The following is a 24,983-nucleotide window of genomic DNA, read 5'->3' on the forward strand; positions in this document are numbered from 1 at the left end:
ACACCCGACCGCAAGAAGCTAGGCGGCGTGGACAAATTTGAGCCAGTATCTTGCGGCGACGATGTGGACCATGCTGAGGAAGCTTTCAGCGAGCTGGTCATAGCGAGGGGCGATGGCGCGGTTGATTTCCCTCTCCGCCAAAGGGTCTAGAAGAACGCATGAAAGCTGGAAATGACCGGTTTTCCGTGGTCGATGCGAAAGCCCTCAAATCGCAAATCGGGGGTGAGATAATTTTCCTTTACCGGTTCCTTGCGAACCAGATCGGTCGATAGATATTTCGTTTGGTTGTCGCACAAAACAGTGCCGATCACCGCCGTACGACCAGGGTGTTCCCGCAATTGCAATTGTGCCGCCTTGACCGCCGCCACGATGTTGCCGCCAGACGATATGCCGACGCCGACGCCCAGTTCGCGGGCCAAGCGTTGCGCCATCAGTATGGCGTCGCCATCGTCCACCGCGATGATGGCCGACAGTTCGTCCAGCTTGACGATCGCCGGGATGAACTCATCCGATATTCCCTGCATCCGGTGCTGACCGACCTTGTGGCCAGTGGATAGAGTTGGCGACGAAGCCGGTTCGACTGGATGGACGGGCATTTCCTGGCCTGCCCTAGCGAAATAGCGTGCGGCTCCCATGATCGTGCCCCCAGTCCCGACGCCGGCGACGAAGCCGGTCAGCACGCGGCCGCAGCGGGCCGCCTGCGCGGACAGTTCGGGAAGCGTAGCGTCCAGGTGCACGTGGCAATTGTCCTCATTGGCAAACTGGTCCGGCAGGAAATGTCCTTGGGCCGCCGCCATATCCTCCGCCATCGCGACTGCGCCGAGGAACCCGCCCTCGTCGCGCGAAACCTGGCACACGACGGCGCCATAGCTTTCGATAAGTTGGCGCCGTTCCACGCTCATCCAGTCGGGCATAAAGATTGTGACGTGATGGCCCAGCGCGGCGCCGATGGCTGCAACGGCAATCCCTGCATTGCCGCTGGTCGCCTCAGCAATGGGCTGACCCGGCACCAGGGCACCCCGCCGATAGGCACAGCGCAGGATGTTGAGCGCCATCCGGTCCTTGATGCTGCCAGACAAGTTGTACATTTCCATCTTGGCGATGATCTCGATGCGCTGTCCGCGAAGGCTGCACGCAAGGTGCAAGGCGGGGGTATGGCCGATGGAGGCGTCCACCACCGCGAAGGGGCAGTCGGGTATGAACGGGCGAAGCGGCGCGGTGTCGAGATCAAGCATGAACGAAGAATACCGTGCCGGATAAGTAAATGCATTGCAGAAATATTCCGTTTTTGTATGAAAATGGCAAGACCATCCCGGAACAGCGAGGCTTTGCCGAATGATCGATGAAAACGATAGAGCGATCCTGCGACTGCTGCAGAACGACGTGACCCTGTCGATGGAGGCGCTGGCAGCCCGTCTAAGCATGTCCGCGAACACCGTGTGGCGACGAATCAAGCGGCTTCAGACCGACGGCGTGATCGCGCGGCGGGTGGCTCTGGTCGATCCTGCGAAAGTCGGCCTGGACCTCACCGTGTTCGTGACCGTGCGCACCACCGATCACAGCAGCGAATGGCTGGAGCAATTCGGCAGTGCCACCCAGGCGATGCCCGAAATCATGGAATTCTATAGGCTGGCGGGGGATACGGATTATCTCATCAAGCTGATGATCCGCGACGTCGCGGATTACGACCGTGTGTACAAGAAGCTGATCGCCTCCGTGCCGATCGCCGATGTGACTGCCAGTTTCGCGATGGAAACGATCAAGAACCAAACCGCGTTACCGGTCTGACGCTTGCCACTTACCGTTTGACATGAGCCGTCGTTGCGGCAAACTTGTCCGGACAAATTTTGTCGCGAGAAGCATAATATGACAGCCGATCTTCCCCCGCCCTATACCGCGCTGACCCGGCATCCGATGATGGCGCGGACCAGCCATGACGAGGCGGCGCGGTTCAACTTCCTCACGCATTTCAACCGGTACCTTTCCGGCACCATCGGCAAGGGCAATACGCTGGCTTACGCAAAGCGCGCGATGCCTGCCTTTCGCGCCGAACATGGCCGCGAGCCGACGGACCGGCACGAGGTGCGCGATGCGATGAACCGTGATCCATGGCACCGAACCTGGTCCGCGCTGAAGCGCAATTCGATGGAGATGCGCCAGCAGAACGGGCGGCAGACCGTGCTGCGGCAGTTGGACGATCTCGACGCCCGGGCCCAGCGATACAATGCCGCCTCGGGCCAGCTGGAGCTGGACCCGGCGGTGGACCAGCCCTGGTACCAGCGCGCCATCGACATTCACTGCCAGCCCGGCGGCTATCACTCGGTCGAGCGGGCAGGCGATGTGGTGGCCGGCGCGAATTACGACATCGGTATTTTCGCCACGACCGGCGGCGCGCTGGGCGGGCTGAACGATGGCGGGGGACAGGCGGTGGTCGAATGGGCGCAGCGCGAGCGCCCCGAGTGGCAGCCGAAACGCATTCTCGATATCGGTGCCACCGTGGGCCACAACGCCGTGCCGATCGCGCAGGCCTATCCCGACGCCGAAGTCGTTGCGATCGATACGGCGGGTGCATCGCTGCGTTACGGCGCGGCCCGGGCGGCGGCGATGGGCGTGACGAACATCCGCTTCGTCCAGGCAAGCGGCGAGGATTTGTCGCGCTGGGACGACGGGCATTTCGATTGGGTGCAGACCACCATGTTCCTGCACGAACTCAGCGCGAAGGCCCTGCCGCGGTTGCTGGCGGAGGCGAACCGGGTGCTGGCCCCTGGCGGGCTGATCCTGCATATCGAACAGCCGCAATATTCGGACGATATGCCGTTGTTCGAACAGTTCATGCGCGACTGGGACGCGTTCAACAACAACGAACCGTTCTGGACCGCGATGCATGCGCAGGACCTGAAGCAGGTCATGGCCGAGGCTGGTTTCCCGCGCGACAGCCAGTTCACCGTCGGGGTGCGCGCGGTGGTCGATCCGGCCATCTTTCCGCCGTCGCCCGACGATGCGGAAGAGGATTTCGGGCGCGCGGCGGTGTGGAACGCTTATGGCGCGTGGAAGCCGGCTGTCTGGGCCATGGCGGCATGAGCGCGGGCGACATGGACGAGACCGAACCACTCGACTGGGTCGCGCTGTCGGGCAAACGCGCGAAGGGCCGACGGCCGGAGTTCTTCGAGGACCCGGCGCTCGACCGGTTGTATTCGGTGGTGTTCGCATTGGCGGGGGAAGTTTCCGTCCTGCGGGAGCGGCTGGATACGGTGGAGCGGTTGCTGGAGCGGAACGGATCGGTGAACCGCGCGGATATCGAAGCATACGAGCCCGATCGTCAGGCCGGGGAGGAGCGGGGCCTGGCCACCCGGGCCTATCTCGCGCGGATCATGCGCGGCTTCCAGCAGGAAGTCGAAGCGATGGAAGCGGACGACCCGCCGATCGGCGAGCTGGTCGAGAAACTGGGCAGGGAGTAGCGCGCCATGCCCGCTTACATGATCGTCACCGCCAAGATCGCCGACCGCGAGGCCTTCATAGCGGGATACGGCAAACAGGCCGGCGCGCTGGTCGAGCAATTCGGCGGGCGCTACGTGCTGCGGGGTCCGGGCGTGGAACTGCTCGAAGGCGAATTCGGAGACGGCGCTTCCATGGTCATGTCCGAATGGCCGGACAAGGCGGCGGCAAGGGCGTTCTGGAACAGCGCCGAATACGCGACGGTGAAAAAACTGCGCGAAGGCATCGCGGATTGCCAGGTGCTGCTGATCGAGGCGCCGAAAATCGAGTGACTCACCCGCGCCACGCCGCCCAGGCGACAAAACAAAGCGGCACCACCGCGACCAGATCGACGATCGCGATGGTCCGCAATGCCCCTTCCGGCATTCCGGCACGAACATAGAGGAACAGGAAGCCGAGCACGCTGACGGCGACAACGCCTGACATCGCGCGCCGGACCCCGGGATCGACGATCGCAAACAGCGTGCCGACGATGATGGCTAGAAACAGCGCACCCCGATGGATGATCAGCAGGCCGACATCGCCCGTCGGGCTGATCCCGTAAAGCTTCTCTGTGGAGCGAACAACACGGCAGCCGGCATCGCATGGACGAGAGCCAGGCTGAACCATGCAGCCTTCAGTATGATTTCCATGCTTGGTTCCCTGTTTAGAAGCAACATCAGGCGCGTTGTCGCCGCAGGGCCATTAGTTGAGCAACTGGTTGATCTCCACCGCGATGCCGTCGGGGTCGAGCACATTGCACCCCATCACTCTTATGTCCGGCCCGCCGTCGCGCGAGGGATAGGTCTGCAGGCGCGGCTCGCCCGTGACCGTCACGCCCGGAACGCGCGCTGCGGCGGCACAGCGTGCGGGCACGTCATCCGTATTGACCACGATCACCGTGCTGCCGACTCCCAGTCGCCGGGGATAGTCGGGTTCGGGGAGTTCCGGTTCGATCAGCTCCATCAGGCCTATCCAGCCGATGAAGGCGTCGTTCGCGTTGAGCAGCACCAGCCGCGCCCGCGTTCCGGGCGATCCCACGGGCAGTGCCACGCCCGATAGCTTTACCTCGGTGTCGTAATTCATCTTCATGCCGAGCACGCCCTGCCAGAAGGCGAGGCTGCGACCCATGTCGCGCACGATCAGGGTCGTTCGGCGGATGTCGGTCGGTGCGCGGGTGCTGGTGTCGACAGACGACAGGCTGGAGCCCGGCGCCGCAGGAGCAGGCGGGGAAGGCGGGCCGGGGGTCCCGCCATCGACCACCGAGACGCATCCCGCCAGCAACGCTGCCATGGCCACAACGGAATATTTCATAGACTGCTCCCTGCCGCGCCGCTTTCGATCAGCCGCGTGATTGCCTGTTCATCATAACCCAGGTCCGCCAGAACGCGGCGGGTGTCCGCCCCCGCCTGCGGCAAGACATGATGCGCGTTCAGGCGGTTGCCGCCCATCTCCAGCGGGATTGCCGGCAGCCGCGCAGCCCGGCCGTCCGCCAGCGTGACCTCTTCCAGCCCACCTGCCGCCATGTGCGGATCGCCCAGCAGATCCTCCGGTCTGCCGATGGGTGCGAAGGGCAGGCCGCTGCCTTCGAGCTTCGCAAGCGCTTCCGCGCGGGTCAGCCTGCCGATCAGGGTTCGGATAACCGGCATGATCCGGTCGCGCGCCGCCACCCGGGCGTTGTTTTCGCGCAGGGTCTCGTCCGCCCACAACTCGTCCAGCCCGAACAGGTCGCAGAACTTCGCCCACAGCGCATCCGTAACCACGCCGATGAACAGCGGCTCGTCCTGGGTCTGGAATACGTCGTAGATCGCCCAGGCCGAAACGCGCGCGGGCATCGGGGCTGCGGGTGTTCCAGTGACCGCATATTGCGCCATGTGCTGCCCGACCAGATAGGCCGTCGTTTCGAACAGGCTGGCGACCACCTTCTGCCCGCGCCCGGTCCGGTGGCGTTCCTCCAGGGCGGCCAATATGCCAATCACACCGAACATGCCGCCGGTCACGTCGATCACGCTTGCGCCCGCCCGCAGGGGCTGTCCCGGGGGCCCGGTCATGTAGGCCAGTCCGCCCATCATCTGCGCCACTTCATCCAGCGCGGTACGGTCTTCGTAAGGTCCTGGAAGGAAACCTTTTTCGCTGCAATAGACAAGGCGCGGGTTCGCCTGGGCGCAGGCGTCGTATCCCAGGCCGAGCCGGTCGAGCGCGCCGGGGCGGAAGTTCTCCACCAGGATGTCGACGTTCGCGATCAGATCGCGTGCGACCTGCAGCCCCGCCTCGCTCTTGAGATCGAGACAGATCGACGCCTTGCCGCGGTTGTACATCGGGAAATAGCCCGCGCCCGACCCCTTGAGGGTCCGCGTGCGGTCCCCGCCGATGGGTTCGATACGCGTGACCTCCGCGCCCAGCCCGGCCAGGATATGCCCGACGGTGGGCCCCATCACCATATGGGTGAATTCGACGAGTTTCAGCCCGGCGAGCGGGGTCGGCGCGCTGGCTTGTGCGCTCCGGATCATACCGCGCCCCCGCGCAAGACGCGCGCCGCATAGTCGAGCATCGGCCCCGCATCGGGGGTGAAGCCGTACAGCGGTTCGTCCGGCAGCGCCTGTTCCACGATAGCGCGCACGCCCAGCAGAGCCTCCAGATCGATCCCCGTGTCGCAGCCCATCGCGTTCAGCATCAGCACCAGATCCTCGGTCACCAGATTGCCGCTGGCCCCCGGCGCCCACGGGCATCCGCCTAACCCGCCGAGCGAAGCATCGAAGGTAGTGATCCCTTCCTCCAGGCCGGCAACCACATTGGCGAGACCCAGCCCACGCGTGTTGTGCAGATGCAGTGTGGTGAGCAGGCCGTCTCCCACTGCGCCGCGAACCTTGCGCACAAGGCGGCGCACCTGCGCGGGATCGGCATAGCCGGTGGTGTCCGACAGGCTCAGTTCCTGCGCGCCCGCCTCCACCGCTTGCGCCGCCAGCCGCACGACCTGTTCCTCGCTCACCGCGCCTTCCATGGTGCATCCGAAGGCGGTGGACAGGCCGACCGCGAAGTGGATGCCGTGTTCGCGGGCGATGGCTGAACACGCCGCAATCTCCTTCAGCATCGCCGCGTGGTCCTTGCGCAGGTTCTTGATACTGTGTGTCTCGCTCATGGAGAAAGGCAGGCTCATCGCATGCACCCGCGCCCTGGCGGCGTTGGTTGCGCCCGTGGCATTCGGCACCAACCCGACCACGGTCAGCCCGCCGATCCCGCGTGCGAAATCGACGAGCTCGGCTGTATCGGCCAGTTGGGGCAGCAGCTTTGCCGGGACGAAGCTGCCGACCTCGATTTCCCGCACCCCGGCAGCGGCTTCGGCTGCGATCCAGCGCTTCTTCGCTTCGGTCGGCATCACCGCGTCCACGGATTGCAGACCATCGCGCAGACCGACTTCGGATACGAGAATCACTGGCGCCGTCTTGTGGGATTGCAATATCGCATTCACAGCCCAGCTCCCCGCGGACTGATTGCCGCCACCAGGTAAATCCAAGGCCGCGCGATGCGGTCGGTTGCGAGCCAGCCTTCGATCGCCTCGGCCTGCGTCATTGTGAGATCGATCGCGTCCAGCCCATGGGTCAGCATAAGGTGCGCTTCCGTGTCGAGAGTGAAAGGCAGCACCATATCCAGCGCATTCACCTCTCGCGCTTTCAGATCGACCATGACGCGCGCATTCGCCAGGCTCTCCACATCCGCCCGCCCCAGCGCGATCGGCACGATGCCGTTGCGGATGCAATTGCCGTGGAAGATCGGAGCGAAGCTTTCCGCGATAACGCAGCGAATGCCCCATTCCCTCAGCGCCCAGACGGCATGCTCTCGGCTCGACCCGCAACCGAAATTGGCGCCGCCCAAAAGAATGGAGGCACCGCGATGCTCGGAGCGGTTGAGCACGAAATCCGGGTTTTCGGTACGCAGATCGGCGTCGCTGTAGCGCCAGGGCGCGAACAGCCCGTCTGCAAGCCCTTCGCGGCCGGTCGAGCGTATCTCCCGGCTTGGGATAATCGTGTCGGTGTCGACATTATCCACGATCAGCGGCGCGGCGATGGAAGTGAGCGGTTGGGGGAAAGGAGCATTCATCGCGCATATTTCCGTGGGTCGGCGATGCAGCCGGCAAGCGCGCTGGCGGCCACCGTTTCGGGCGAAGCGATATGCGTGCGGATGCCCGGACCCTGCCGCCCTTCGAAATTGCGGTTGGTGCTGCTGATCGTGCGGCTACCAGGCGCGAAGCCTTCGCCGCCGGCATAGAAGCACAGCGAACAGCCGCTCATCCGCCATTCGAACCCCGCTTGCGTGAAGATGCGGTCCAGCCCTTCGGCTTCGGCCTGACGTTTCACCGCCATGGAACCGGGGACGACCATGGCCGTCCTGATCGATGGCGCGATGCTGCGCCCTTCGAGCAACGCCGCCGCGCGGCGCAGATCCGAGATGCGCGCATTGGTGCAGCTGCCGATGAAGGCGACATCCACCGGCGTGCCGGCGATCCGCGCGCCTGGGGGCAAGGCGATATAGTCATGAACCTTGGCCGGTCCTTCCGGCACCACCCCGTCGATCGGGATGGCCTGTTCCGGGCTGGTCCCCCAGCTGACCATCGGGCGGATATCCGATGCGTCGATGCGGATTTCGGCGTCGAAGCGCGCGCCTTCGTCGCTGTGCAGGGTTTGCCAATAGGGCGCGTCGAAATCTTCCGGGGCGTAGCGGCGGCCGGACAGATAGGCGAACGCCGTGGCGTCGGGCGCGACGAAGCCCGCCATGGCGCCGAATTCGGTGGCCATGTTGCACAACGCCATGCGCGCTTCCATGTCCAGCGCAAGCACGCCGTTCCCGGCGAATTCCACCGCGTGGCCTGCACCGCCGCCCGCGCCATGCGCCGCGATCAGATGCAGCGCCATGTCCTTCGCCGTTACGCCTGCCGCCAGTACCTTGTCGAACGTGACGCGCATCGATCCGGGTCGGGCCAGGCGCAGCGTCCCTGTCGCCATGGCGTGTTCGGCTTCCGAGGATCCGATGCCCCAGGCGAGCGCACCGAATGCGCCCTGCGTGCAAGTGTGGCTGTCGGGTGCGACCAGCGTGCAACCGGGCAGCACCACACCCAGTTCGGGCGAAATGACATGGACGATCCCCTGATCGCGGTCGTTCACGTCAAAGAGGGTGATCCCGGCCGCTTCGCAGGCAGCGCGCGTTTCGGTGATGAATGCCTGCCCGCCCTTGACCAGGGTGCCATCGCCGCGGCCCAACCGCGTGTCCACGATATGGTCCATCACTGCGAACACCCGCGCGGGATCGCGCACCGTCCGCCCCATCTCCGCCATCCGGCCGAGCGCCGCTGCGCCGGTGCGTTCGTGCAGGAACACCCGGTCGATCGCGATCAGCGCCGCCTCTGCCGCGGTATCGGCGACATGGTGCGCGTTCCAGATCTTGTCGAACAGTGTCTGCGGCATGGCTGACCCAGTCTAGCCCCCCAGTCCGGGCCCGCTGCCGAATTCGACCACGGTGCCGCTGTCCGCCGCTTCCTTCATCCGGGCATCCATTGCGCGCCAGTCCCTGGTCACAAACACCTCCTGGATCGCGGTGCGCGTTTCCAGGACACCGTTTCTGATCCAGTGCCAGGTGCGGCAGCGGTTCTGCCCGTCGTCGGAAATCTGGATCTGTTCGTAGAGGTAGAGGCTGGGATCCCCGGTGCGCTGCCAATAGAGCATCATCGTGCGGTTCTTGTCGTCGAGTGGAACCTCCGCCGCCCAACCCTGGATAAGGTCGTTGTCCCACCAGATGCGCCCGTCGCGAAACTCGGCGGGAAACTCACGGATTTCCGTCCTTCCGTCGGCCCAGCGATAGTGGTTCGTCTGGTGGTAGGGCGTCTTCTCGCCCCCTTCCTCGGCGCTCGGCATCCGGCACAGGAGGCGGCTGGCATGTTCGTCCACCTTTTCGTTTTCGCCGTTGAAATAGGAGTAGGTTCCGTCCCACACCCCTTCGTGCCGGGCCAGCAGCGGCATCTCCTTGGCGATATCGATCATGGTGCGTCTCGCTTCTGCGTCAGGACATGGTGATAGCGCGCGGCTGCGTGTCCTGCACGCAACCGCGCCCGCGCGCGTTTGGCGATGGCGGAGGGGGCGAGCGCGCAAGGGTCTACCGGCAGCGCGTGACTAGGCTCGGCGGCATACCACGGATCGAACAGCGCCTCAGCCCGCGCCGCGCCCCATGCGCGAGCGAGATGCGTTCCGAAGCGATCGGGCGCAAGGCTTGGGTAGAGCAGGGCGGGATCGCCGGCGGGGGCGGCGGGCCAGTCGATCTCTCGGGCTCCCAGAACCTGGGCTGCGCGTTCGATGCTTGCAGCGATATCGCCCGCATCGTCGCTAAGCCCATGCCCCGGCACGTCGATGGCGAGCGTTCCTGCCGACGGCGTCTCGGCTTCATGCGCAGGGGGATGCAGCACGAGCCGAGCCGAGCCGCGTTTCCCCATCCAGTGCACGAGCGTGCCGTCCAGATTCAGCCATCCTTCGTCCCCATCTTCGGCCAGGGTGGGGCTGGGCTCGTCGCCAGCAAAACTCCGCAGGAAGGCGAGCGAGCGGTCTTGGTGGGCGACGGGGGTGGCGACCTTTGCCGCTTCCCACCCCGCTGGCATATCGCCCAGCCGATCGATATGCTCCTGCAACGGGTCGCCATCATAGGCGGTGATCAGCACCGGGGGCGTGTCGGCGTTGGCGGGCGGAATATCGCGCGATGCGCGCAGCACCGCGCCATAGCCCGCACGATAGGCGTTCCCGGCGTCGAGCATCTCAGTCACCGCCTGATCCACCTTCGCCACATCGGCATGCGCGACCGACAGGCGCGCTGCGTCCCGCACGTCGAACCAGGGAAAGAACCAGCTTTGTTCCAGCATCCGGCTCCAAAGCCAAGTCAGGTGCTCGCCGTAAGCGATCGGATGCCATTCGGGCAGATAGCGCTCGCCGAACAGCGCTATCTCTTCCGGCGTCCAGATGGCGTAACCGCCCACCGCAAGGCAGCTGAACAACTCCGGGTGCCGCTTCAGCGCGGTCACCAGAATGATGCCGCCCGAATGAAACCCGTAAGCGGCGCAGCGCGTCACGCCGAGCGCGCCGAGGAACGCTTCCAGGGCATCGGCGAAATCGTCGATATGCGGCTCCTGTCCGTCTGTCATCGACAGCGGATCGGATTGGCCGAAGCCGGGCGTATCAGGCGCGATGCAGGTAAAATGCGCGCCCCAATGCTGCATCAGCGCGGCGTATTCGGCGGAACTGCGCGGGCTCTGGTGCACCATAAGCACCGCGGGCCCTTCGCCGCAGCGCCGGTAATGCACCTTACGGGCCGGCTGCGAGCCGGTGGCGGGAAGGGTCAGGATGTGCCGTGTGATCATCGATGCTGAGTTGTCCGGACAAATTCTGCTCGACTTCGCTCTAGGCCTGATTAATGTCGGGAGTCAAAGCAGGATTTTGGAGCAGGGTTATGGCGGGACTGGGGACGAAACTTAGTGCGGAGCCGGTCGCCGGAATGGTCGGGATACGGATGATCGAGGACGGCAAGACGGCACGCGAACTGTTTGATGCGGTAATGGCCAATCCCGCGCGCAAGAAGTTCGGATTTGGCGAAAAGCTCGCCATTGTGAATGTCGATGTGCAGCAGGCCTACACCCGGCCCGACCTGTTCCGCACCGCATACGAGACTGATCCCGCACAGATCGAGCATATCAACCGCATCAGCCACATGGCGCGCGAACGCGGCCTGCCGGTAGTATGGAGCCGGGTTGGGTACAAGGACGATGCGGGCGATGCGGGTGTATGGGGCACCCGCACCGATTCCGAAGATAGTCTGCAGAACATCAAATACGGCAGCGAGCGCCACGCTTACGATCCGCGCTGCGACATCCAGCCGGACGATCTGCAATACACCAAACGCATGCCGAGCGCCTTTTTCGAAACGCCTCTGGCCAGCTATCTTACCTGGCACCGGGTGGATACGGTAGTAGTTACCGGGGGCAGCACGTCGGGATGCGTGCGCGCGACGGCGGTGGATGCGTTGAGCCATGGCTACCGCACCATCGTTCCGATCGAGACAACGGCAGACAAGCACGCAAGCTACCACTTCGCCAATCTGACCGACCTGCAGCTGAAATACGCCGATGTGGAGTCCGTGCAGGCGGTGGTGGACTGGCTGGAGGCCGGTTGATGGGTTCTCGCCATTGCGAGCGTAACGAAGCAATCCAGGGCGGCTGGGTGCAACGCCTGATTGCCGCGCCGGATTCGCCTCCTCGCAAGGATGGTGGAAACCTATGAACGAAAACGCCCCCGATCCCGCCCTGTACGACTATCACCCCTACAAAGACCGCCAGAAAATCGTCTGGCCCGGCGGCAAGACATGCGCCGTATGGGTCGCGCCCAATCTGGAATATTACGAGATCGACCCACCTACAAATCCGCACCGCAAACCGTGGGCCCGCCCGCATCCCGATGTGGTCGGCTATTCTTACCGCGATCATTCCAACCGGGTCAGCCATTGGCGCATGGCCGATGTGATGGAACAGCACGGTTTCCCCGGCAGCGTCAGCCTGTCGGTCGCCTTGTGCCAGCACCATCCCGAAGTGGTGGCGGACGGAGCCGCTCGCGGGTGGGAGTTCTTCAGCCACGGCATTTACAACACCCGCTATTCCTACGGCATGGACGTGGCCCAGGAGCGTGCCATCATTGAGGATTCCATTCGTACCGTGCGCGAAGCGACCGGCCAGACCATCCGCGGCTGGCTCGCTCCCGCGCTTACTCACACGCCGCGCACGCTCGACCTGCTGGCGGAGTACGGCCTCGATTACACGTGCGACCTTTACCACGACGATCAGTTGCAGGAGGTGAAGGTTACCTCGGGCAAGCTGGCCTCCATCCCTTACAGCCTCGAGGTCAACGACCATTACGGCTTCAATGTCTATGGCATGAGCGGGCGCGAATACGCCGATTGCCTGATCCGGCAGTTCGAACGGCTCGCATCGGAGGGCGAATATTCCGGCACGGTCATGTGCATCCCGCTGCATGGCTATCTGATCGGCCAGCCGCACCGGATCGGCCCGTTCGCCGAGGCGCTGCGTCACATCGCCGCCGATCCCCGCTGCTGGCAGGCGAAAGCCGGCGAGATCGTCGACGCATGGAGGGATCGGGCAAACAACCCCTCTCCCCACGTGGAGGGGAAGCGATGAGTCTGCCTGACAGCTATTTGGATTATTCCAGGCGCCGCAAGGGATACGACCACGATCTCTACCGGTGGTCCAATATTCACACTCGCGAACCGGTCCGCTGGCCCGGCGACGCGTCGGTGGCGGTGTTCGTGTGCGTCAGCCTGGAATGGTTTCCAATCCTGCCGGTGGACGAACCCTTCCGAGCGCCGGGGCACATGGTCACGCCGTATCCAGACTACCGTCACTACACCGCGCGCGATTACGGCAACCGGGTGGGGGTGTTCCGCATGCTCGAAGCCTTCGCCAGAGCTGGCGTGACCGTTAGCTTCGCGGTGAACGCGCTGGTGGCGGAACGCTATCCCGAACTGATCGACACCGTTAAGGCGGGCGGTCACGAGATCATTGCCCATTCTACTGATATGAACGGTACAATCGATTCCAGCCTGAGCGAGAGCGACGAGCGCGCCTTGGTTGGTGATGCGCTCAATCGGCTGGAAGCGGCGACCGGGGTGAAGCCCGAAGGCTGGCTGTCCGTCGCCCGCTCGCAAAGCTGGCGAACGGCGGACCTGCTGAAGGAACACGGCCTAGCCTATTGCTGCGACTGGGTGAACGACGAACTGCCCTGGCGCTTCGCCAACGGGCTGATCAACCTGCCGCTTAGCGTCGATCTGTCGGACCGGCAGATCGTGGCGGTGCAGCAACACTCGGCCGAAGCGTGGGCGCAGATGATGCGCGATGCCTTCGACTGGCTGGCGGCAGAATCAGTCGCGCAATCCTCCGCTCGTGTCCTGCCAATGCAGTTGACGCCCTATATTATGGGTCAGCCATTTCGGATCGACGCGCTGCAAACTCTCCTAGTCGAACTGGCCGCGCGAAAGGAAGCCTGGTTCGCCAGCGGCAACGCCATCGTCAAAAGCTGGGCGGCGCAGTCGTGAAAGCGGTGAACCCGCGCACCGGTGAAGCGGACTACACGTTCAGCGCGGCGTTGGCGAAGGATGTGGCGCGGGAGGCCGAACGCTTGCGCGCTCGGCAACCCGCTTGGGAGGCGTTGGGGCCGGAAGGGCGGGCAAAAGTGTTCCTGCGCCTCGCCACCCGGATCGAGCGCGGCGCACAGGGAATCATCGATGCATTGGCGATCGACACCGGACGCCGCGCGATCGCCAGGATCGAGGTTGAGGGGCTGGCGCGGTCCCTGCACAAATGGGCACAGCGCGGGCCTGAGCTTTTCACGGCGTTATCGTCCGGGCCTGCACCTTCGGCCACCCCCGGAATCGAAATGGTGCCCAGCTTTTCGGCTTACCCGTTGTTCGGGGCGATTTCGCCGTGGAACTTCCCCGTGGTGCTCAGCCATATCGACGCGGTGCCGGCACTGATGGCGGGCTGCGCGGCGATGGTGAAACCATCGGAGATAACCCCCCGGTTCGTCGAACCGATGCGCGCCATCCTGGCCAAATGTCCCGAACTGCCCTTCGCCTATGTGCTGGGCGGGGCGGAGACGGGGCAGGCTCTGACGGGTGCGGTCGACTATATCTGCTTCACCGGATCGACTGCCACCGGACGCAAAGTGGCGGAGGCGGCAGCCCGGGCATTGATCCCCGCCAATCTGGAACTGGGTGGCAAGGATCCGCTGATCGTGACTGCCAGCGCCAACCCAGTGGCGGCAGCGAAGGTCGCGCTCCGGGCGAGCATCGTGGCGACCGGGCAGGCATGTCAGTCGATCGAGCGGGTCTATGTCGCGCGCGCCATCGCCGAGCCGTTCCTGGCGGAGCTTGTCCGTGGGGCCAAAGCGGTCCGCCTGACCGATCCGGACTCGGCAAGCGGTCACCTGGGACCGTTCATCTACGCGCAGCAGGCGCAGAAGGTCGCGGCGCAGATCGCGGATGCGCGGACCAAGGGCGCGAAGATCCTGACCGGGGGATTGGTCGAGCATCTGGGCGGAGGCGCCTGGCTCCGGCCGACAGTCCTTACAGATGTGACGCCGGACATGGCGGTAATGCGCGAAGAGACCTTCGGGCCGCTGATCCCCGTGATCGTGTTCGACGATCTCGACAAGGCGGTGGAGTCAGCGAATGCGAGCGAATACGGGCTGAGCGCGGCGGTGTTCGCAGGCTCTCTGGACGAGGCCGAAGCGGTCGGTCGCCGACTGGATGCGGGCGCGATCAGCCTGCAGGACGCCGCTCTCACCAGCATGGTCGGCGACGCGACGAACCATTCGCGAAAAGGGAGCGGTCTGGGTCCGAGTCGCATGGGCGATGAGGGCATGCTGCGGTTCCTGCGGCGCAAGGTGCTGATCTGCCAGACCGGTGCGCCTCTGCCCATCGACGCCTATGCCGAGGGCGCCGCATGATGGGCAATTGTGCGCAAGTTCGAGCCGCCATGCCCGCCATGCTGCTGCACGAAGGGTGGTGGGACGGATGGTACCGCGATATCGACACCAACGGCAGCCTTATCGACGAAAAGCGGGTAAAGACGCGTTGTGAATTCCCGGACACCGGGCCCTGGCATTACGTCCAGCACAATTGGCTGGAATGGGCCGATGGCCGCAAGGAAGCTTACGAATTCGGCGGCGCGTTGCGGGGCGACCGGCTGGTCTGGGACACGGATCGGTTTGCCGGTTCGTGCTGGCAAACGGATGGAGACGTACTGCTGCTGCGGCTGGAACGACGCGACGTGGGCAGCGCCTATTATGTCGAGATGATCAATTTGTCCCCGGACGCCCGTACGCGCGCGCGAACCTGGCAATGGTTTCAGGACGGCACGCCCTGGAAACGCACACTATGCGACGAATGGAGAATTGACGGATGATCTGGCTCACTGCTCTGGCCCTCATGGCGCCTAATGGGCCGCCCGCAGACACCCCTGGTCCCTCGCACCCCGCGTGCGACAAACCCGTGCTGATGGTCATTACCGGGACCACGCACGACGGCGTTCGCATGCGCGCTTACGGCCAGGCGATCGCAGACAGCAAATTGTACGAGGAACTGGGCGGTTATTACCTCAACTTCCCTGCTCCCCTGGCGCATTTCGAAGGGGAAGCGGAGCCGGGCCATACGACGCTCATCGTGCGCTTCCCGTGCATCGAGAACGCGCGGTCCTTCTGGTATAGCCGCACATATCAGGAGGAAATCCGCCCGCTGCGCCTCGATCCAAGTGCAGGCGATTACATCGTGCGCGTCTATGCCGAAGCGCCGATGCGCGGGGATCTGGCGGGAAAGGTGGAGAGCAACGCTTATCTCGAGAAGTTCAATCCCGACGGTATCGAACAGGTGGAAACCCAAGCTGCGCCCTAGCGGTCTAGCGCGACCAATTCGTAGCGGTTCATCATGTAACCGCCCACCGCGCCATAGACGAGTACCGCGTCGTCATCCGCTGTCACCCAGATATCGTAGTCGGGATGCGATGTGCCGCCCATGCCACCCGCGCTGTCGTCCACGAAGCGGAAATGCCGGCAGGCGAAACTGCCTGCTGCCACGGTGCGCGGCTCATCTCCCACATATTCCAGCCTGATCGTCACCTCTGCGATCTGGGGCGGGGTGGCGCCGCGATGGTCGGGAGAGGGGAGGAACACGCGAAGATTTCGCGCATGCGGACCTTGCGACACATCCATCACCCGGCTCAGGAACCCGTCGCCGACCACCGGATGCGTCCCGAAGCCGTCGAACGCGCCGACATCCGCGCGCATCTCCGAATTGCGGCCGATATCCGGGCCGTAGCTTTCACATTCGAGTGTACCAGCGCCCGCATCATGGCGCATCCAGCCGGACCCCAGGAATTCGTCGTCCAGCGTCAGATGCACTAGCAGATGACGGGGCATCATGTCCGGTCCGATATGGTAGACTATATCGCGCAGGACGGTGGGCTCCGGCTCCTCGATTTCGCACCGGGCGCGCAGGATGACGGACCCGTCGGAATGATGGGTGAAGGCGAATTCCTCGCGTCCTCGTTCCGTTCCTTCCATGCCCGGCTTTTCGGAAGTGTAGCGGATCGTGCCCGAGACCGTGCGGTGGCGCATCAGATCACCCCGGCCTTGTCCAGCCGGGCAATAACGGCCTCCTGCGTCCGTTTGAAATAGTCGCGATCGGGTATGGTGGGCGCGCCGCCCTCGATCATGCCGTCTGCCCTGTGGAAATCCTTGCCGAACTCCGCATAGGCCCGCGCGAACAACGAGGGGCGCTGGCGGGCCGGATAATTGGTCATCGCCGGAACCCGCCGCGCTTCGCGCAAGGCGGTTAGATCGATCGGGGCAAATGCGGTAAAGGTTTCTCCGTCGCCGGCTTGCGCCATGATCTTACCCCTGTAATCGGCCACCTGGCTGTTGCCGTCGGCTGAGGCGAGCGGCATTGCCGTGCCCGCGATCCCGGCGGTGTTGGCGCTGACGACATAGGCCATGTTCTCGAACGCGCGCGCCTGTTTCGCCACGTCCTTGTGCGTGGCGACAGGCGATCCGATCTCACTTGAGGAATGGCAGAACACCTCCGCCCCTCGCATCGCCAGGATGCGTGCGATTTCGGGATAGAGGATTTCTTCCGAAGCAATGCAGGCCAGCCGACCGATTTGCGTTTCCGCCACTGGAAACACACCGTCCAGACCGTATCGGTCCAGATACGCCTCCCACACATCGTGCGGGCTCGGCGCGAACATCGACAGCAGCCTGCGATAGCGTAGCACGACATCGCCCGATGGCGCGACGATGAAGCTGGTCTGGAAATAGAAGTCGGGAAACGCTGCATCGGTTTCATAGGCGTTACCGGAGAGGAAGATACCGAGCCGCTGTGCCAGCCCGCCCAGCGCCGCATATTCCGAGCCGTCTGCCGCAAAACCTACCCGTGCGGCGAATTCGGGGATGGTGACGCGTCCCGGATAGGAGGTGAACAGATATTCCGGCAGTACCGCCAGCTTCACCGGCCGCCCCGAATATTGCTCCACGAAGATCGCCGCAGTGCGGATTTGCGGTTCCAGTGCGGCGATATGGTCAAGCATCGCGGCGCGCGCGGCAGTCGTGTCGGCATGTTTGTCGAGCGAACGGGCCGTCAGCTGCATCGCCACAGCGGAATAGATTGGGGGCGCGCTCACAGGCCGAGCGATCCGGGGTTCATCAATCCGCGCGGATCGACCTCGCGCTTGATCGCGAGCAGCAGCGCATCCGCCCGCGGGTCGAGCGTTTCGCGATAGGGGTAGGCGCGCCCGATCTGAAAATGGGCCGCATCATGCGCCTGGAAAATTGCGATGATCGCGCTTTTCAATTCCTGCGCCAGCGCCCAGGCGGGGGCGTTCGTGGCCAGCTTCGGCACTTTCTTCAGATGGGCGGGTTCGATGGTCGCTTCGATCACCGGGTTGCGCGCATCGGGCCAGTAGAGACATGGCTCAATCAATGTGCCGCCACCACCGACCGCGGCCACGAGCGTGCCGTAATGGATGCCGAGTGCCTCCATGCGCCCGGCATGTTCAGTGAACAGCGCCAGCAGGGAGTCGAAACAGGGCTGCGCTCGGCCGTGCGAAATCAGCCCGTGAATGGGCGCCCAGCGTTCACCATCGGGACCGAGGATGGAGTTCAGCGGTCCGAACGGGTTGGCGCGCACGATTTTGGGGATGGTGTTTTCGACCTCACGCCCGCCAAATTGCTGCGCGACGTCGCGCGCGGCGGCGATATCCGCATCGGCGGCAGCTTGTATCCTTCCTTCCGTCAGCACGTGGAGCGAAAAGTTCGCGTTTTTCAAAAAATCCCGCCCGGCGGCGACCACCTTCGCGCCTTCCTTTAATCCCTTCAGAAACCCGCCCTGCCTGCGCATCATGCCGATTAGTTGCTTTGCGTCGGTGGCCAGGCTGTCCCGCTTCATGCGGATGGCGTTCAGATAGGGATCGAAGCCGAAACATTCGGTGGCAATACCGCGCCGCTCGATCTCGGCGGTCGCATCCAGCCATTGCGCATGAGTATCGAAAGCGAAACTGGCATAGCCATGGCACTCCGCTTCCCGGACCAGGCGCAGCGTGATTTCTGTCTTGATAGCCAGCGCGCCGGTATCGGCCAGGAACAATCCGGCAAGATCGGGCCCATAGGGGCGAGTGTGATTTTTGCCGAGAGCCATCAGCGTTCCGTCCGCCAGCGCCACCTCCAGCGCGGTGCAGCTTTGCACCGCGCTGCCGTGCCGCCCGCTGCCCCAGAACATCCCGTTCTGGCTCATCCCGCCGCCTACGGTTGCCTTCAATCCAGACAGCGTTCCCCACATGGGCGTGCGCAGGCCGAGCGGGGTGAGGGCATCGCGCAAGGCAGCCCATCTGCAACCCGGCTCCACCGTTACCGTCATCGATACGGGATCGACGGCCAGCACGCGGTCCATTCCGGCGAGATCGAACATTACGGCGCCCGCCGCGTTCGCAGTGTAACCGCCGGTATAGCTCATCCCGCCGCCACGTGGGATCACCGCGTGGCCGGCATCGGTAGCGGCGCGGATTCCCGCGGCCAACTGGTACTTGTCCGCCGGGCGCACCACGGCTTCGAGGTCGGCCCCGCGCGCGTAGATATCGTGGGCGTAGAAATCGAGACTTTCGGCGTCGTTCAGCACTTCGGCGCCGGTCCTTGCCAGTACGTCGGCCAGCCTCGGTTTGGCCATGCTCACCATCAAGCCGCTCCTGCTGAGGCCCGCACCGATATGGCGGCAGAGGTTTCCGTGAGGTCTTGCGGAAACGCCTGCGGATATCGGCCGAGCAGCAGCAGCAGCCCGCCGCCCACGACATACATAAATATCGCTGCCGTCAGGATCGGATCGTAGCTGCCCGTGGTGTCTCGGACATAGGCGTAGACGATCGGCGATGCCGCGCTCGCCAAACCGAAAGGCATGTAGAGCATGCCGTAGATCTTGCCGTAATGCAGCATCCCGAAATAACGGCTAGCGAGATAGGCGATCAGGTCGCTTTCCGCGCCGGCCGCGAAGCCGAGCAGGAACCCGCCAACCGCGGCCCAAGCGAAGCCGCTGTCGGTGCCGAGCAGGACGTAGCTGGAAATGGCGGGCAGGCACAGCAGCGGAAAAGCGACGTAGCCCGCCCAGAATCGGTCGAGCAGGACGCCGGTGATGATCCGTCCGGACAGGATGCCGAGACCCAGTATGGTCATCACCGTGGCCGCGACTTTCGCCGGTAACCCATGATCGGCGAGGATCGGCACCATGTTCACGAACGCCCCGCCGAACGCGAAGGCGATCGTGAGGATCGACAGCCAGATCAGCCAGAACCGGTAATCGCGCAGCGCCTGCCCCAATGTGACGCCGGTCAGCGCGGTCCCTCCGGTGGCGTCGGTCTTCGGCCGTTCTTCGGGCGCCGGTTCGCGGAAGAACGCGATCCCCAGCGGCAGCGCGATCAGCAGCGGGAAGGCGGCGATGATGACGAACATCATCCGCCATCCGTAATTGGCGATGGCCCATTGCGCGACCTGCGGGATGATGATCGCCGCGATGCTGGTACCCATCAGCAGGATCCCCAGTGCCAGCCCCTTGCGTTTAAAGAACCACATGTTCACCGCGCGGCTCCAGGTGATCGGCGTTGATCCGATGCCCACCAGCCCCACCAGCACCCACAGTCCGTAATAGCTGTACAGCGCGGCCTGCGCGTCCCCGCGTGGAGTGAAGGCGATGGCGGCGAAGGCCAGCCCGAACGCAGCCAGCGAGGCGAGCGCCACGCGCCGCACGCCGTACCGGTCGGCTAGCCAGCCGAACAGGGGAGCCAGAAGCGATGCGATGATACCAAAGATGGTGATCGGAATCACCGCCTGCGTCCGGCTCCAGCCGAATTCTGTAGCCAGCGGCTCAATCGTAAAGCTGATGATGTTGAACGGAATCGGCGATGCGCCGAAGGCCACCCCGAACACGGACACCAGCAGCACCTTCCAGCCGAGCGAAAACTCGCCCCGTTCGCGTGTTGCATACCCCGGGTGATCAATCGCCATGCTGATAGAACTCCGTCAGATTTCCGTCCGGATCGCGGACCGAGAACAGGTTCGTGGGGCCCATGCCGCCGATCATGACGTTTTCGCCCGCATAGACAATGGCGACGCCGTTTTTCCGCAGCGCTGCGCGATACGCGGCGAGATCGCGCACCGGATACCGAACCGACAGGATACCCAGATTGGGCGGCACCGCCCGCGCCGAATGGTCGCGCCCCGTCAACCCTTCGATCTGCATCAACTCGACCCGCCCCGTTTCTCCCGCACGCGGATAGAGTGCGGTGGCGGCCCGCGTGGCTTGCGGCGTCAGATTGTAGGGTATACCAAAATTAGAGAAGGCAGGCTCCGCCGGTTCGCGGTCGAAATCGAACAGCACTCCGAAGCCGAGCCGACCATAGTAGAAATCGCGCGCGGCGGGGCGGTCTTTCACCATGCGCATGGAATTGAAACTCTGGCTGATCCGGCCTAGCGGGAAGGCGGTGAAGGCGGGCGACACGCGCTCGTAGACCGCAATGTTGATACCGTGCGGCCCTTGCAGAACCACATTGCGCAGGTCCGAACCGCCGAAGGCGAACCGGATCGGCGGGCTTTCCGCCCACCAGCCGAGAGCCTGCGCCTGGTCGTACAGGGCCGACACGTCATCGCTGCGGGCCATGAGCGAATAGATGCCGCCCGTATCCCACGCGCGCGCGGCCGGGCGGATCGGCTGCTGCGCCACTCCGGTGAAGCGCACGAAGCGAATGCAGCCGGTGTCGGCTGCGGCCGCGCACCATTTTTCGAAAGTGGCTTCCGCAGAGGCGGGCAAAGTCCAGTAAGCGAGCTCGCCGCGCGACACGGCTCCCGACGCCACCAGACGCCACCCGCCAGCATGGCGGAACAGAGCCGTGACCGGTTCGAACGCCGCCACGGACAACACCGCCTCGCTCCACGGTTCCACCCCGTGTTCCGCGGCGATCGCAGGTGTATCCTGCGCGGCGGCGGACCCGCCCAGGACGAGTCCCGCCGCTGTCGCAAGTGTCTGCACCCATCTATGAAACTGTGCCAGGTTCGTCATCTCAATCAAACTTGAAGCCGACATCCACGCCGAAGGTCAACGGCGCGGCAGAATAGACCTGGTTTGGTCCGGTACTGGCGCGGAAATATTCGCGATCAGTCAGGTTCTTGCCCCACAGGGTGATGCGCAGCCCGCTATCGAGCGATCGGTAACCGATCCGCGCATCCAGTCTCGTGCCCGGTTCCACCAGCGATCCCGGCGTGTTGGACACGAGCGCGAAGCTGTCGTCCTCGTATGAAACATCGCCGCCGAAGAACACCTCCCCTGAACCGAACGGGCCCGATGCCACGGGAATGGTATAGGTGAAACCGGCGGTCGCCTTCCATTCGGGTGCGTTCTTCAACTCAATGCCCAGCGCGCAGGCGACCACCTGATCGCTGAATTGCTGGGACGGGCCGGTTGCCGTCACGCCGGTACAGGCGGGGCCGATGGCGCCGGTGTTGATGTTGGAATTGGTCAGCGTCCCCGCTTGCAGCGGCGTCAGGTCTTCATACTTCGCATCCAGCCAGCTGCCATTGCCGTAGAACACCAGGCCGTCCACCGGCTCCAGGCTGAATTCCACCTCGACTCCCTGGATCGCGGCGTTGGCCGCATTGGTCCGCGTGAACACCCCGCCGCCCGTCGTCGCGCTGATCTGGAGATCGGAGTAATCATTGTTGAAATAGGTCGCGTTGAAGGTGGCGCGGCCGTTCAGGAATTGCGTGCGGAGACCCCCTTCGATGCTCTTCAGTTCTTCCTTGTCGACTGGCAGGAAGCATGCGGTCGGGGCGAAGCAGTCGGCGGAAAAGCCGGGCGATTTAAACCCTGTCGCGTAACTGCCATAGACCAGGATATCGGGCGTGATTTCGTAGCTTGCTTTGCCGGTATAGGTGATGTCGCTCACCCCAACATTGCCAGTGACGCGCGGAACCACCGGCGATGTGCCCGTGAAATCGCGATCCTCGTCGGTGTATCGCAACCCTCCCGTCAGCGTCAGCGCATCGGTAAGGTTGAGACCGACCTGCCCGAAGACGGATGCGCTCTCGGTCCGGATGCGGTTGGTTATGGGCAGGATGAAGGTGAAATCGAGAACCGCGTCCTCGCTGTAGTAGAACGCGCCCGCCGTCAGATCGATCAGTTCGCCGATGCTGGTGTTGACCAGGAATTCCTGGCTGAACTGATTTTGGTCGGTCGTCTGGAAATAGGGGAAGGTGATGCTGGTCGAAAGATCGTCATTCAATGTGCGGTACGCGGTGACGGACGAGACCGAGAACCCGTCATATTCACCGCTCAACTGGTAAGAAACGCCGAACGCATCAACCTCGCTGTTGAAATCGGTGAAGCAGCCGACCGGCCGGAAGGTCGGCGGGGTACGGGCGCTGCATGTCACCCTGGGTGCGGGTTCAATGGTGAAGATGTCTTGGTCGCGATCGGTCACGACGGTGGGATTGTCGCTGAATGCGATGACCGAACTTGGCACCGGATCGGATTTGTCCTTCGTGTAATCGACGATCGCCAAAAACGACCATACGTCCGACAATTCGCCGTAGAAGCTGCCGCGCACGGCATAAACTTGCTCCCCGCCCGGTTCGGACCCGGCCTGATTCGCGAAATCGCCATTGGGGTTCAATGTGAAATAACTGTCGCGTTCCCGGTAGAGGCCAGAAATGCGCAGCGCGCCGCTATCCCATAGGTCCAGATTGGCACTCGCCTTGCCCTGAATGCGATTATAATTGCCATAGCTCGCTTCGGCGGTCAGGCTGGTTTCGTCCAGTTGCGGGCGGACCGAACTGATCTTGATCGCGCCGCCATTGGTGTTGCGGCCGTACAATGTCCCCTGCGGCCCGCGCAACACCTCCACCTGTTCGATGTCCACCAGATCCACCAGGCTCCCAACAGTGCGCCCGAGATAGACGTTGTCGATATAGATCCCGACCGCGGGATCGATCGCGCCGCGCGATTCGTCTTCCCCCACGCCGCGAAAATAGATGCGCGCACTGCTGGCGGTTCCGGTGCCGGTAGAAATCACCACGTTCGGGATCTGGTTGGCGAGGTCGTTTGTGTCGGCAATCTGCCGGTTCTCGAGCATTTCGGCCGAGAGGGCGGTCACCGCGGCGGGAACGTCCTGCAAATCCTGCGCCCGGCGCTGGGCGGTCACGATGATCACGCCGTCGCCCGCCATGGGCGCGACGACCGGTTCGTCGGTGGCAGACTGATCCGCCTCTTGCGCGGAAACCGCAACTGGAACCAGCAACCCCGTCACCAGCACGGTAGCGATCGCAGTGTGACAGGCACGTTTCGACATACGCGTGAATTGACGATTGTTCATGGCATTGGTCCCTCAAACAAGCATCCGGCGCGGGGGCGCACTGGATTGGCCGACGCAAGGACACCGTGGAAATCGGACGTCCTGCTCAACCCCAAGTTGTCCGGACAAATTTGCTTTTGTCAAGTTATCCGCTATCGCGAGCTCGCTGTTGAACGATTATGGCTGCCCGATGCGGCCTTCGCGTAACAATCTGAGGAGCCGTGCTCGATGATCACCCTCTACAGCCTGCTGGTGTTCGCCCATCTGATTGCCTTCGTCCTCTGGCTGGGCGCGGATGTGGGCGTGTATTGCCTGGGACAGCATTTTCGCAAGCGCACCGTCTACACGCTCGACCAGCGGATCGCGTTGCTCAAGCTGCTGGTGCTCGTGGATTTGACGCCGCGCAGCGCTTGGGCGCTGATGGTGCCGTTGTCGCTGAGCGTTGTGGCGGCGGGCGGTTATTGGGATGTGCCGGTACCACTGTTGTGGGGCAGCTGGATCGTGGGCGCATTCTGGTTGTTTCTTGTCTGGGATACGCATGCCCACGACCAGACTGCGCGAGCCGCGCGAAATCGGCGCATCGAAGGGGTGCTGAGCTGGATCATCGGCGGGTTCTATATATGGCTCGGCCTGCAGAGCATTCTGACAGGCGCGCCGCTCACGATGAGCTGGCTGGCGTGGAAGGCACTGCTGTTCGGGCTGATCTTCGTGGCGGCTATCATGATTGACCGCACGTTCAAGCCGGTCGGCCCGCAACTGACTGCCGTGCTTGAACAGGGGTCGAGCGATGCGACCGAGCTCCCGCTGCTCGGGACTATGAACGCCACACGCAAATGGGTTTGGACGATCTATCTGCTGCTGCTCATCACCGCATTTCTGGGCAATGTGAAGCCGTTCTGACCGTAACTGCGACCCAAACGCCATAAGCCTGAAGAGAGAATTGGAGCGACCGAAAATTTGTCTGGACAAATTCTACTGATGCAGTGATTTCTGGTCTTATCGGGAGGCGGCATGGTCCGCCATGGGGAGATTGATG

The 24,983-nt window shown here is 63.7% G+C and carries 26 protein-coding genes; 11 read left to right on the forward strand and 15 right to left on the reverse strand.

What is annotated here, in order from left to right:
* Nucleotides 1–146 precede the first annotated feature (146 nt).
* Nucleotides 147–1,424 carry a PLP-dependent cysteine synthase family protein gene (locus A9995_RS14270; protein WP_233998229.1) on the reverse strand — a complete coding sequence of 426 codons (1,278 nt, stop codon included), beginning with the start codon at nt 1,422–1,424 and terminating at the stop codon, nt 147–149.
* Here A9995_RS14270 and A9995_RS14275 point away from each other — a divergent pair.
* The 4 genes from A9995_RS14275 (at nt 1,396) to A9995_RS14290 (ending at nt 3,767) form a co-directional block, all read left to right on the forward strand.
* Entirely contained in the window at nt 1,396–1,788 is a 393-nt protein-coding gene (locus A9995_RS14275) for an Lrp/AsnC family transcriptional regulator (RefSeq protein ID WP_233998230.1), read from the forward strand. The two genes, A9995_RS14270 and A9995_RS14275, sit on opposite strands and share 29 nt — an antisense overlap.
* Nucleotides 1,789–1,866: 78 nt before the next feature.
* Nucleotides 1,867–3,081 carry a class I SAM-dependent methyltransferase gene (locus A9995_RS14280; RefSeq protein WP_067614221.1) on the forward strand — a complete coding sequence of 405 codons (1,215 nt, stop codon included), beginning with the start codon at nt 1,867–1,869 and terminating at the stop codon, nt 3,079–3,081.
* 11 nt (nt 3,082–3,092) lie between these two features.
* Nucleotides 3,093–3,458, forward strand: a complete 366-nt coding sequence (locus A9995_RS14285; protein WP_145916988.1) for a hypothetical protein — start codon at nt 3,093–3,095, stop codon at nt 3,456–3,458.
* Nucleotides 3,459–3,464: 6 nt separating this feature from the next.
* Entirely contained in the window at nt 3,465–3,767 is a 303-nt protein-coding gene (locus A9995_RS14290) for a DUF1330 domain-containing protein (protein WP_067614223.1), read from the forward strand.
* A gap of 1 nt (nt 3,768) precedes the next feature.
* On the opposite strand, the gene A9995_RS14295 is transcribed toward A9995_RS14290, so the two are convergent.
* The 8 genes from A9995_RS14295 to A9995_RS14330 all read right to left on the reverse strand — a co-directional run bounded on the left by A9995_RS14295 (nt 3,769) and on the right by A9995_RS14330 (nt 10,867).
* Entirely contained in the window at nt 3,769–4,104 is a 336-nt protein-coding gene (locus A9995_RS14295; RefSeq protein ID WP_067614225.1) for a hypothetical protein, read from the reverse strand.
* Nucleotides 4,105–4,179: 75 nt separating this feature from the next.
* Nucleotides 4,180–4,788 (reverse strand): VOC family protein, encoded by a 609-nt coding sequence (locus tag A9995_RS14300; protein ID WP_067614227.1) that lies wholly within the window; start codon nt 4,786–4,788, stop codon nt 4,180–4,182.
* On the reverse strand, nt 4,785–5,984 hold the full coding sequence (locus A9995_RS14305; RefSeq protein WP_067614231.1) for a CaiB/BaiF CoA-transferase family protein: 1,200 nt from the start codon (nt 5,982–5,984) through the stop codon (nt 4,785–4,787). The genes A9995_RS14300 and A9995_RS14305 overlap by 4 nt, the downstream gene beginning before the upstream one ends.
* Entirely contained in the window at nt 5,981–6,907 is a 927-nt protein-coding gene (locus A9995_RS14310) for a hydroxymethylglutaryl-CoA lyase (protein ID WP_067614233.1), read from the reverse strand. Before A9995_RS14310 ends, A9995_RS14305 begins: the two co-directional genes overlap by 4 nt.
* A gap of 32 nt (nt 6,908–6,939) precedes the next feature.
* Nucleotides 6,940–7,572, reverse strand: a complete 633-nt coding sequence (leuD, locus tag A9995_RS14315; protein WP_067614234.1) for a 3-isopropylmalate dehydratase small subunit — start codon at nt 7,570–7,572, stop codon at nt 6,940–6,942.
* The gene (locus A9995_RS14320) at nt 7,569–8,933 is read right to left on the reverse strand and encodes a 3-isopropylmalate dehydratase large subunit (protein WP_067614235.1); all 1,365 of its coding nucleotides are present in this window, start codon (nt 8,931–8,933) and stop codon (nt 7,569–7,571) included. The genes leuD and A9995_RS14320 overlap by 4 nt, the downstream gene beginning before the upstream one ends.
* Before the next feature lie 12 nt (nt 8,934–8,945).
* A complete protein-coding gene (locus tag A9995_RS14325) occupies nt 8,946–9,506 on the reverse strand; it encodes a DUF3598 domain-containing protein (protein ID WP_233998231.1) in 561 nt (186 codons plus the stop codon).
* On the reverse strand, nt 9,503–10,867 hold the full coding sequence (locus tag A9995_RS14330; protein WP_067614236.1) for an alpha/beta hydrolase: 1,365 nt from the start codon (nt 10,865–10,867) through the stop codon (nt 9,503–9,505). The genes A9995_RS14325 and A9995_RS14330 overlap by 4 nt, the downstream gene beginning before the upstream one ends.
* Before the next feature lie 89 nt (nt 10,868–10,956).
* Here A9995_RS14330 and A9995_RS14335 point away from each other — a divergent pair, with 89 nt between their 5' ends.
* The 6 genes from A9995_RS14335 (at nt 10,957) to A9995_RS14360 (ending at nt 15,960) form a co-directional block, all read left to right on the forward strand.
* Nucleotides 10,957–11,676, forward strand: coding sequence for an isochorismatase family protein (locus A9995_RS14335; protein WP_067614237.1), 720 nt, complete (start codon nt 10,957–10,959; stop codon nt 11,674–11,676).
* Between the two features lie 103 nt (nt 11,677–11,779).
* Nucleotides 11,780–12,691 carry a polysaccharide deacetylase family protein gene (locus A9995_RS14340; protein WP_067614238.1) on the forward strand — a complete coding sequence of 304 codons (912 nt, stop codon included), beginning with the start codon at nt 11,780–11,782 and terminating at the stop codon, nt 12,689–12,691.
* A complete protein-coding gene (locus A9995_RS14345; RefSeq protein ID WP_233998232.1) occupies nt 12,640–13,605 on the forward strand; it encodes a polysaccharide deacetylase family protein in 966 nt (321 codons plus the stop codon). Before A9995_RS14340 ends, A9995_RS14345 begins: the two co-directional genes overlap by 52 nt.
* Entirely contained in the window at nt 13,602–15,017 is a 1,416-nt protein-coding gene (locus A9995_RS14350; protein ID WP_082992763.1) for an aldehyde dehydrogenase family protein, read from the forward strand. Before A9995_RS14345 ends, A9995_RS14350 begins: the two co-directional genes overlap by 4 nt.
* A 29-nt stretch (nt 15,018–15,046) precedes the next feature.
* Nucleotides 15,047–15,475, forward strand: coding sequence for a hypothetical protein (locus tag A9995_RS14355; protein WP_082992764.1), 429 nt, complete (start codon nt 15,047–15,049; stop codon nt 15,473–15,475).
* Nucleotides 15,472–15,960: a DUF1330 domain-containing protein gene (locus A9995_RS14360; RefSeq protein ID WP_067614244.1), complete on the forward strand. Its 489-nt coding sequence runs from the start codon at nt 15,472–15,474 to the stop codon at nt 15,958–15,960. The genes A9995_RS14355 and A9995_RS14360 overlap by 4 nt, the downstream gene beginning before the upstream one ends.
* On the opposite strand, the gene A9995_RS14365 is transcribed toward A9995_RS14360, so the two are convergent.
* Genes A9995_RS14365 through A9995_RS14390 form a run of 6 tightly spaced genes read right to left on the reverse strand, consistent with a single transcriptional unit; the run spans nt 15,957 to nt 23,968 of the window.
* Nucleotides 15,957–16,682, reverse strand: a complete 726-nt coding sequence (locus A9995_RS14365; RefSeq protein ID WP_067614246.1) for a hypothetical protein — start codon at nt 16,680–16,682, stop codon at nt 15,957–15,959. The genes A9995_RS14360 and A9995_RS14365 overlap by 4 nt on opposite strands.
* On the reverse strand, nt 16,682–17,743 hold the full coding sequence (locus tag A9995_RS14370; RefSeq protein WP_233998233.1) for a nitrilase-related carbon-nitrogen hydrolase: 1,062 nt from the start codon (nt 17,741–17,743) through the stop codon (nt 16,682–16,684). The genes A9995_RS14365 and A9995_RS14370 overlap by 1 nt, the downstream gene beginning before the upstream one ends.
* Nucleotides 17,740–19,290, reverse strand: coding sequence for an FAD-binding oxidoreductase (locus tag A9995_RS14375; RefSeq protein WP_067614248.1), 1,551 nt, complete (start codon nt 19,288–19,290; stop codon nt 17,740–17,742). The genes A9995_RS14370 and A9995_RS14375 overlap by 4 nt, the downstream gene beginning before the upstream one ends.
* Nucleotides 19,290–20,609 carry an MFS transporter gene (locus tag A9995_RS14380; RefSeq protein WP_067614250.1) on the reverse strand — a complete coding sequence of 440 codons (1,320 nt, stop codon included), beginning with the start codon at nt 20,607–20,609 and terminating at the stop codon, nt 19,290–19,292. Before A9995_RS14380 ends, A9995_RS14375 begins: the two co-directional genes overlap by 1 nt.
* Nucleotides 20,599–21,630, reverse strand: a complete 1,032-nt coding sequence (locus tag A9995_RS14385; RefSeq protein WP_067614251.1) for a VOC family protein — start codon at nt 21,628–21,630, stop codon at nt 20,599–20,601. The genes A9995_RS14380 and A9995_RS14385 overlap by 11 nt, the downstream gene beginning before the upstream one ends.
* Nucleotides 21,631–21,661: 31 nt before the next feature.
* Nucleotides 21,662–23,968: a TonB-dependent receptor gene (locus A9995_RS14390; RefSeq protein ID WP_082992765.1), complete on the reverse strand. Its 2,307-nt coding sequence runs from the start codon at nt 23,966–23,968 to the stop codon at nt 21,662–21,664.
* Between the two features lie 207 nt (nt 23,969–24,175).
* Here A9995_RS14390 and A9995_RS14395 point away from each other — a divergent pair, with 207 nt between their 5' ends.
* Nucleotides 24,176–24,847 carry a hypothetical protein gene (locus A9995_RS14395; RefSeq protein ID WP_067614253.1) on the forward strand — a complete coding sequence of 224 codons (672 nt, stop codon included), beginning with the start codon at nt 24,176–24,178 and terminating at the stop codon, nt 24,845–24,847.
* Nucleotides 24,848–24,983: the final 136 nt, after the last annotated feature.

Origin of the sequence: Erythrobacter sp. QSSC1-22B (assembly GCF_001678665.1) — a bacterium.
Classification (GTDB): Bacteria; Pseudomonadota; Alphaproteobacteria; order Sphingomonadales; family Sphingomonadaceae; genus Qipengyuania.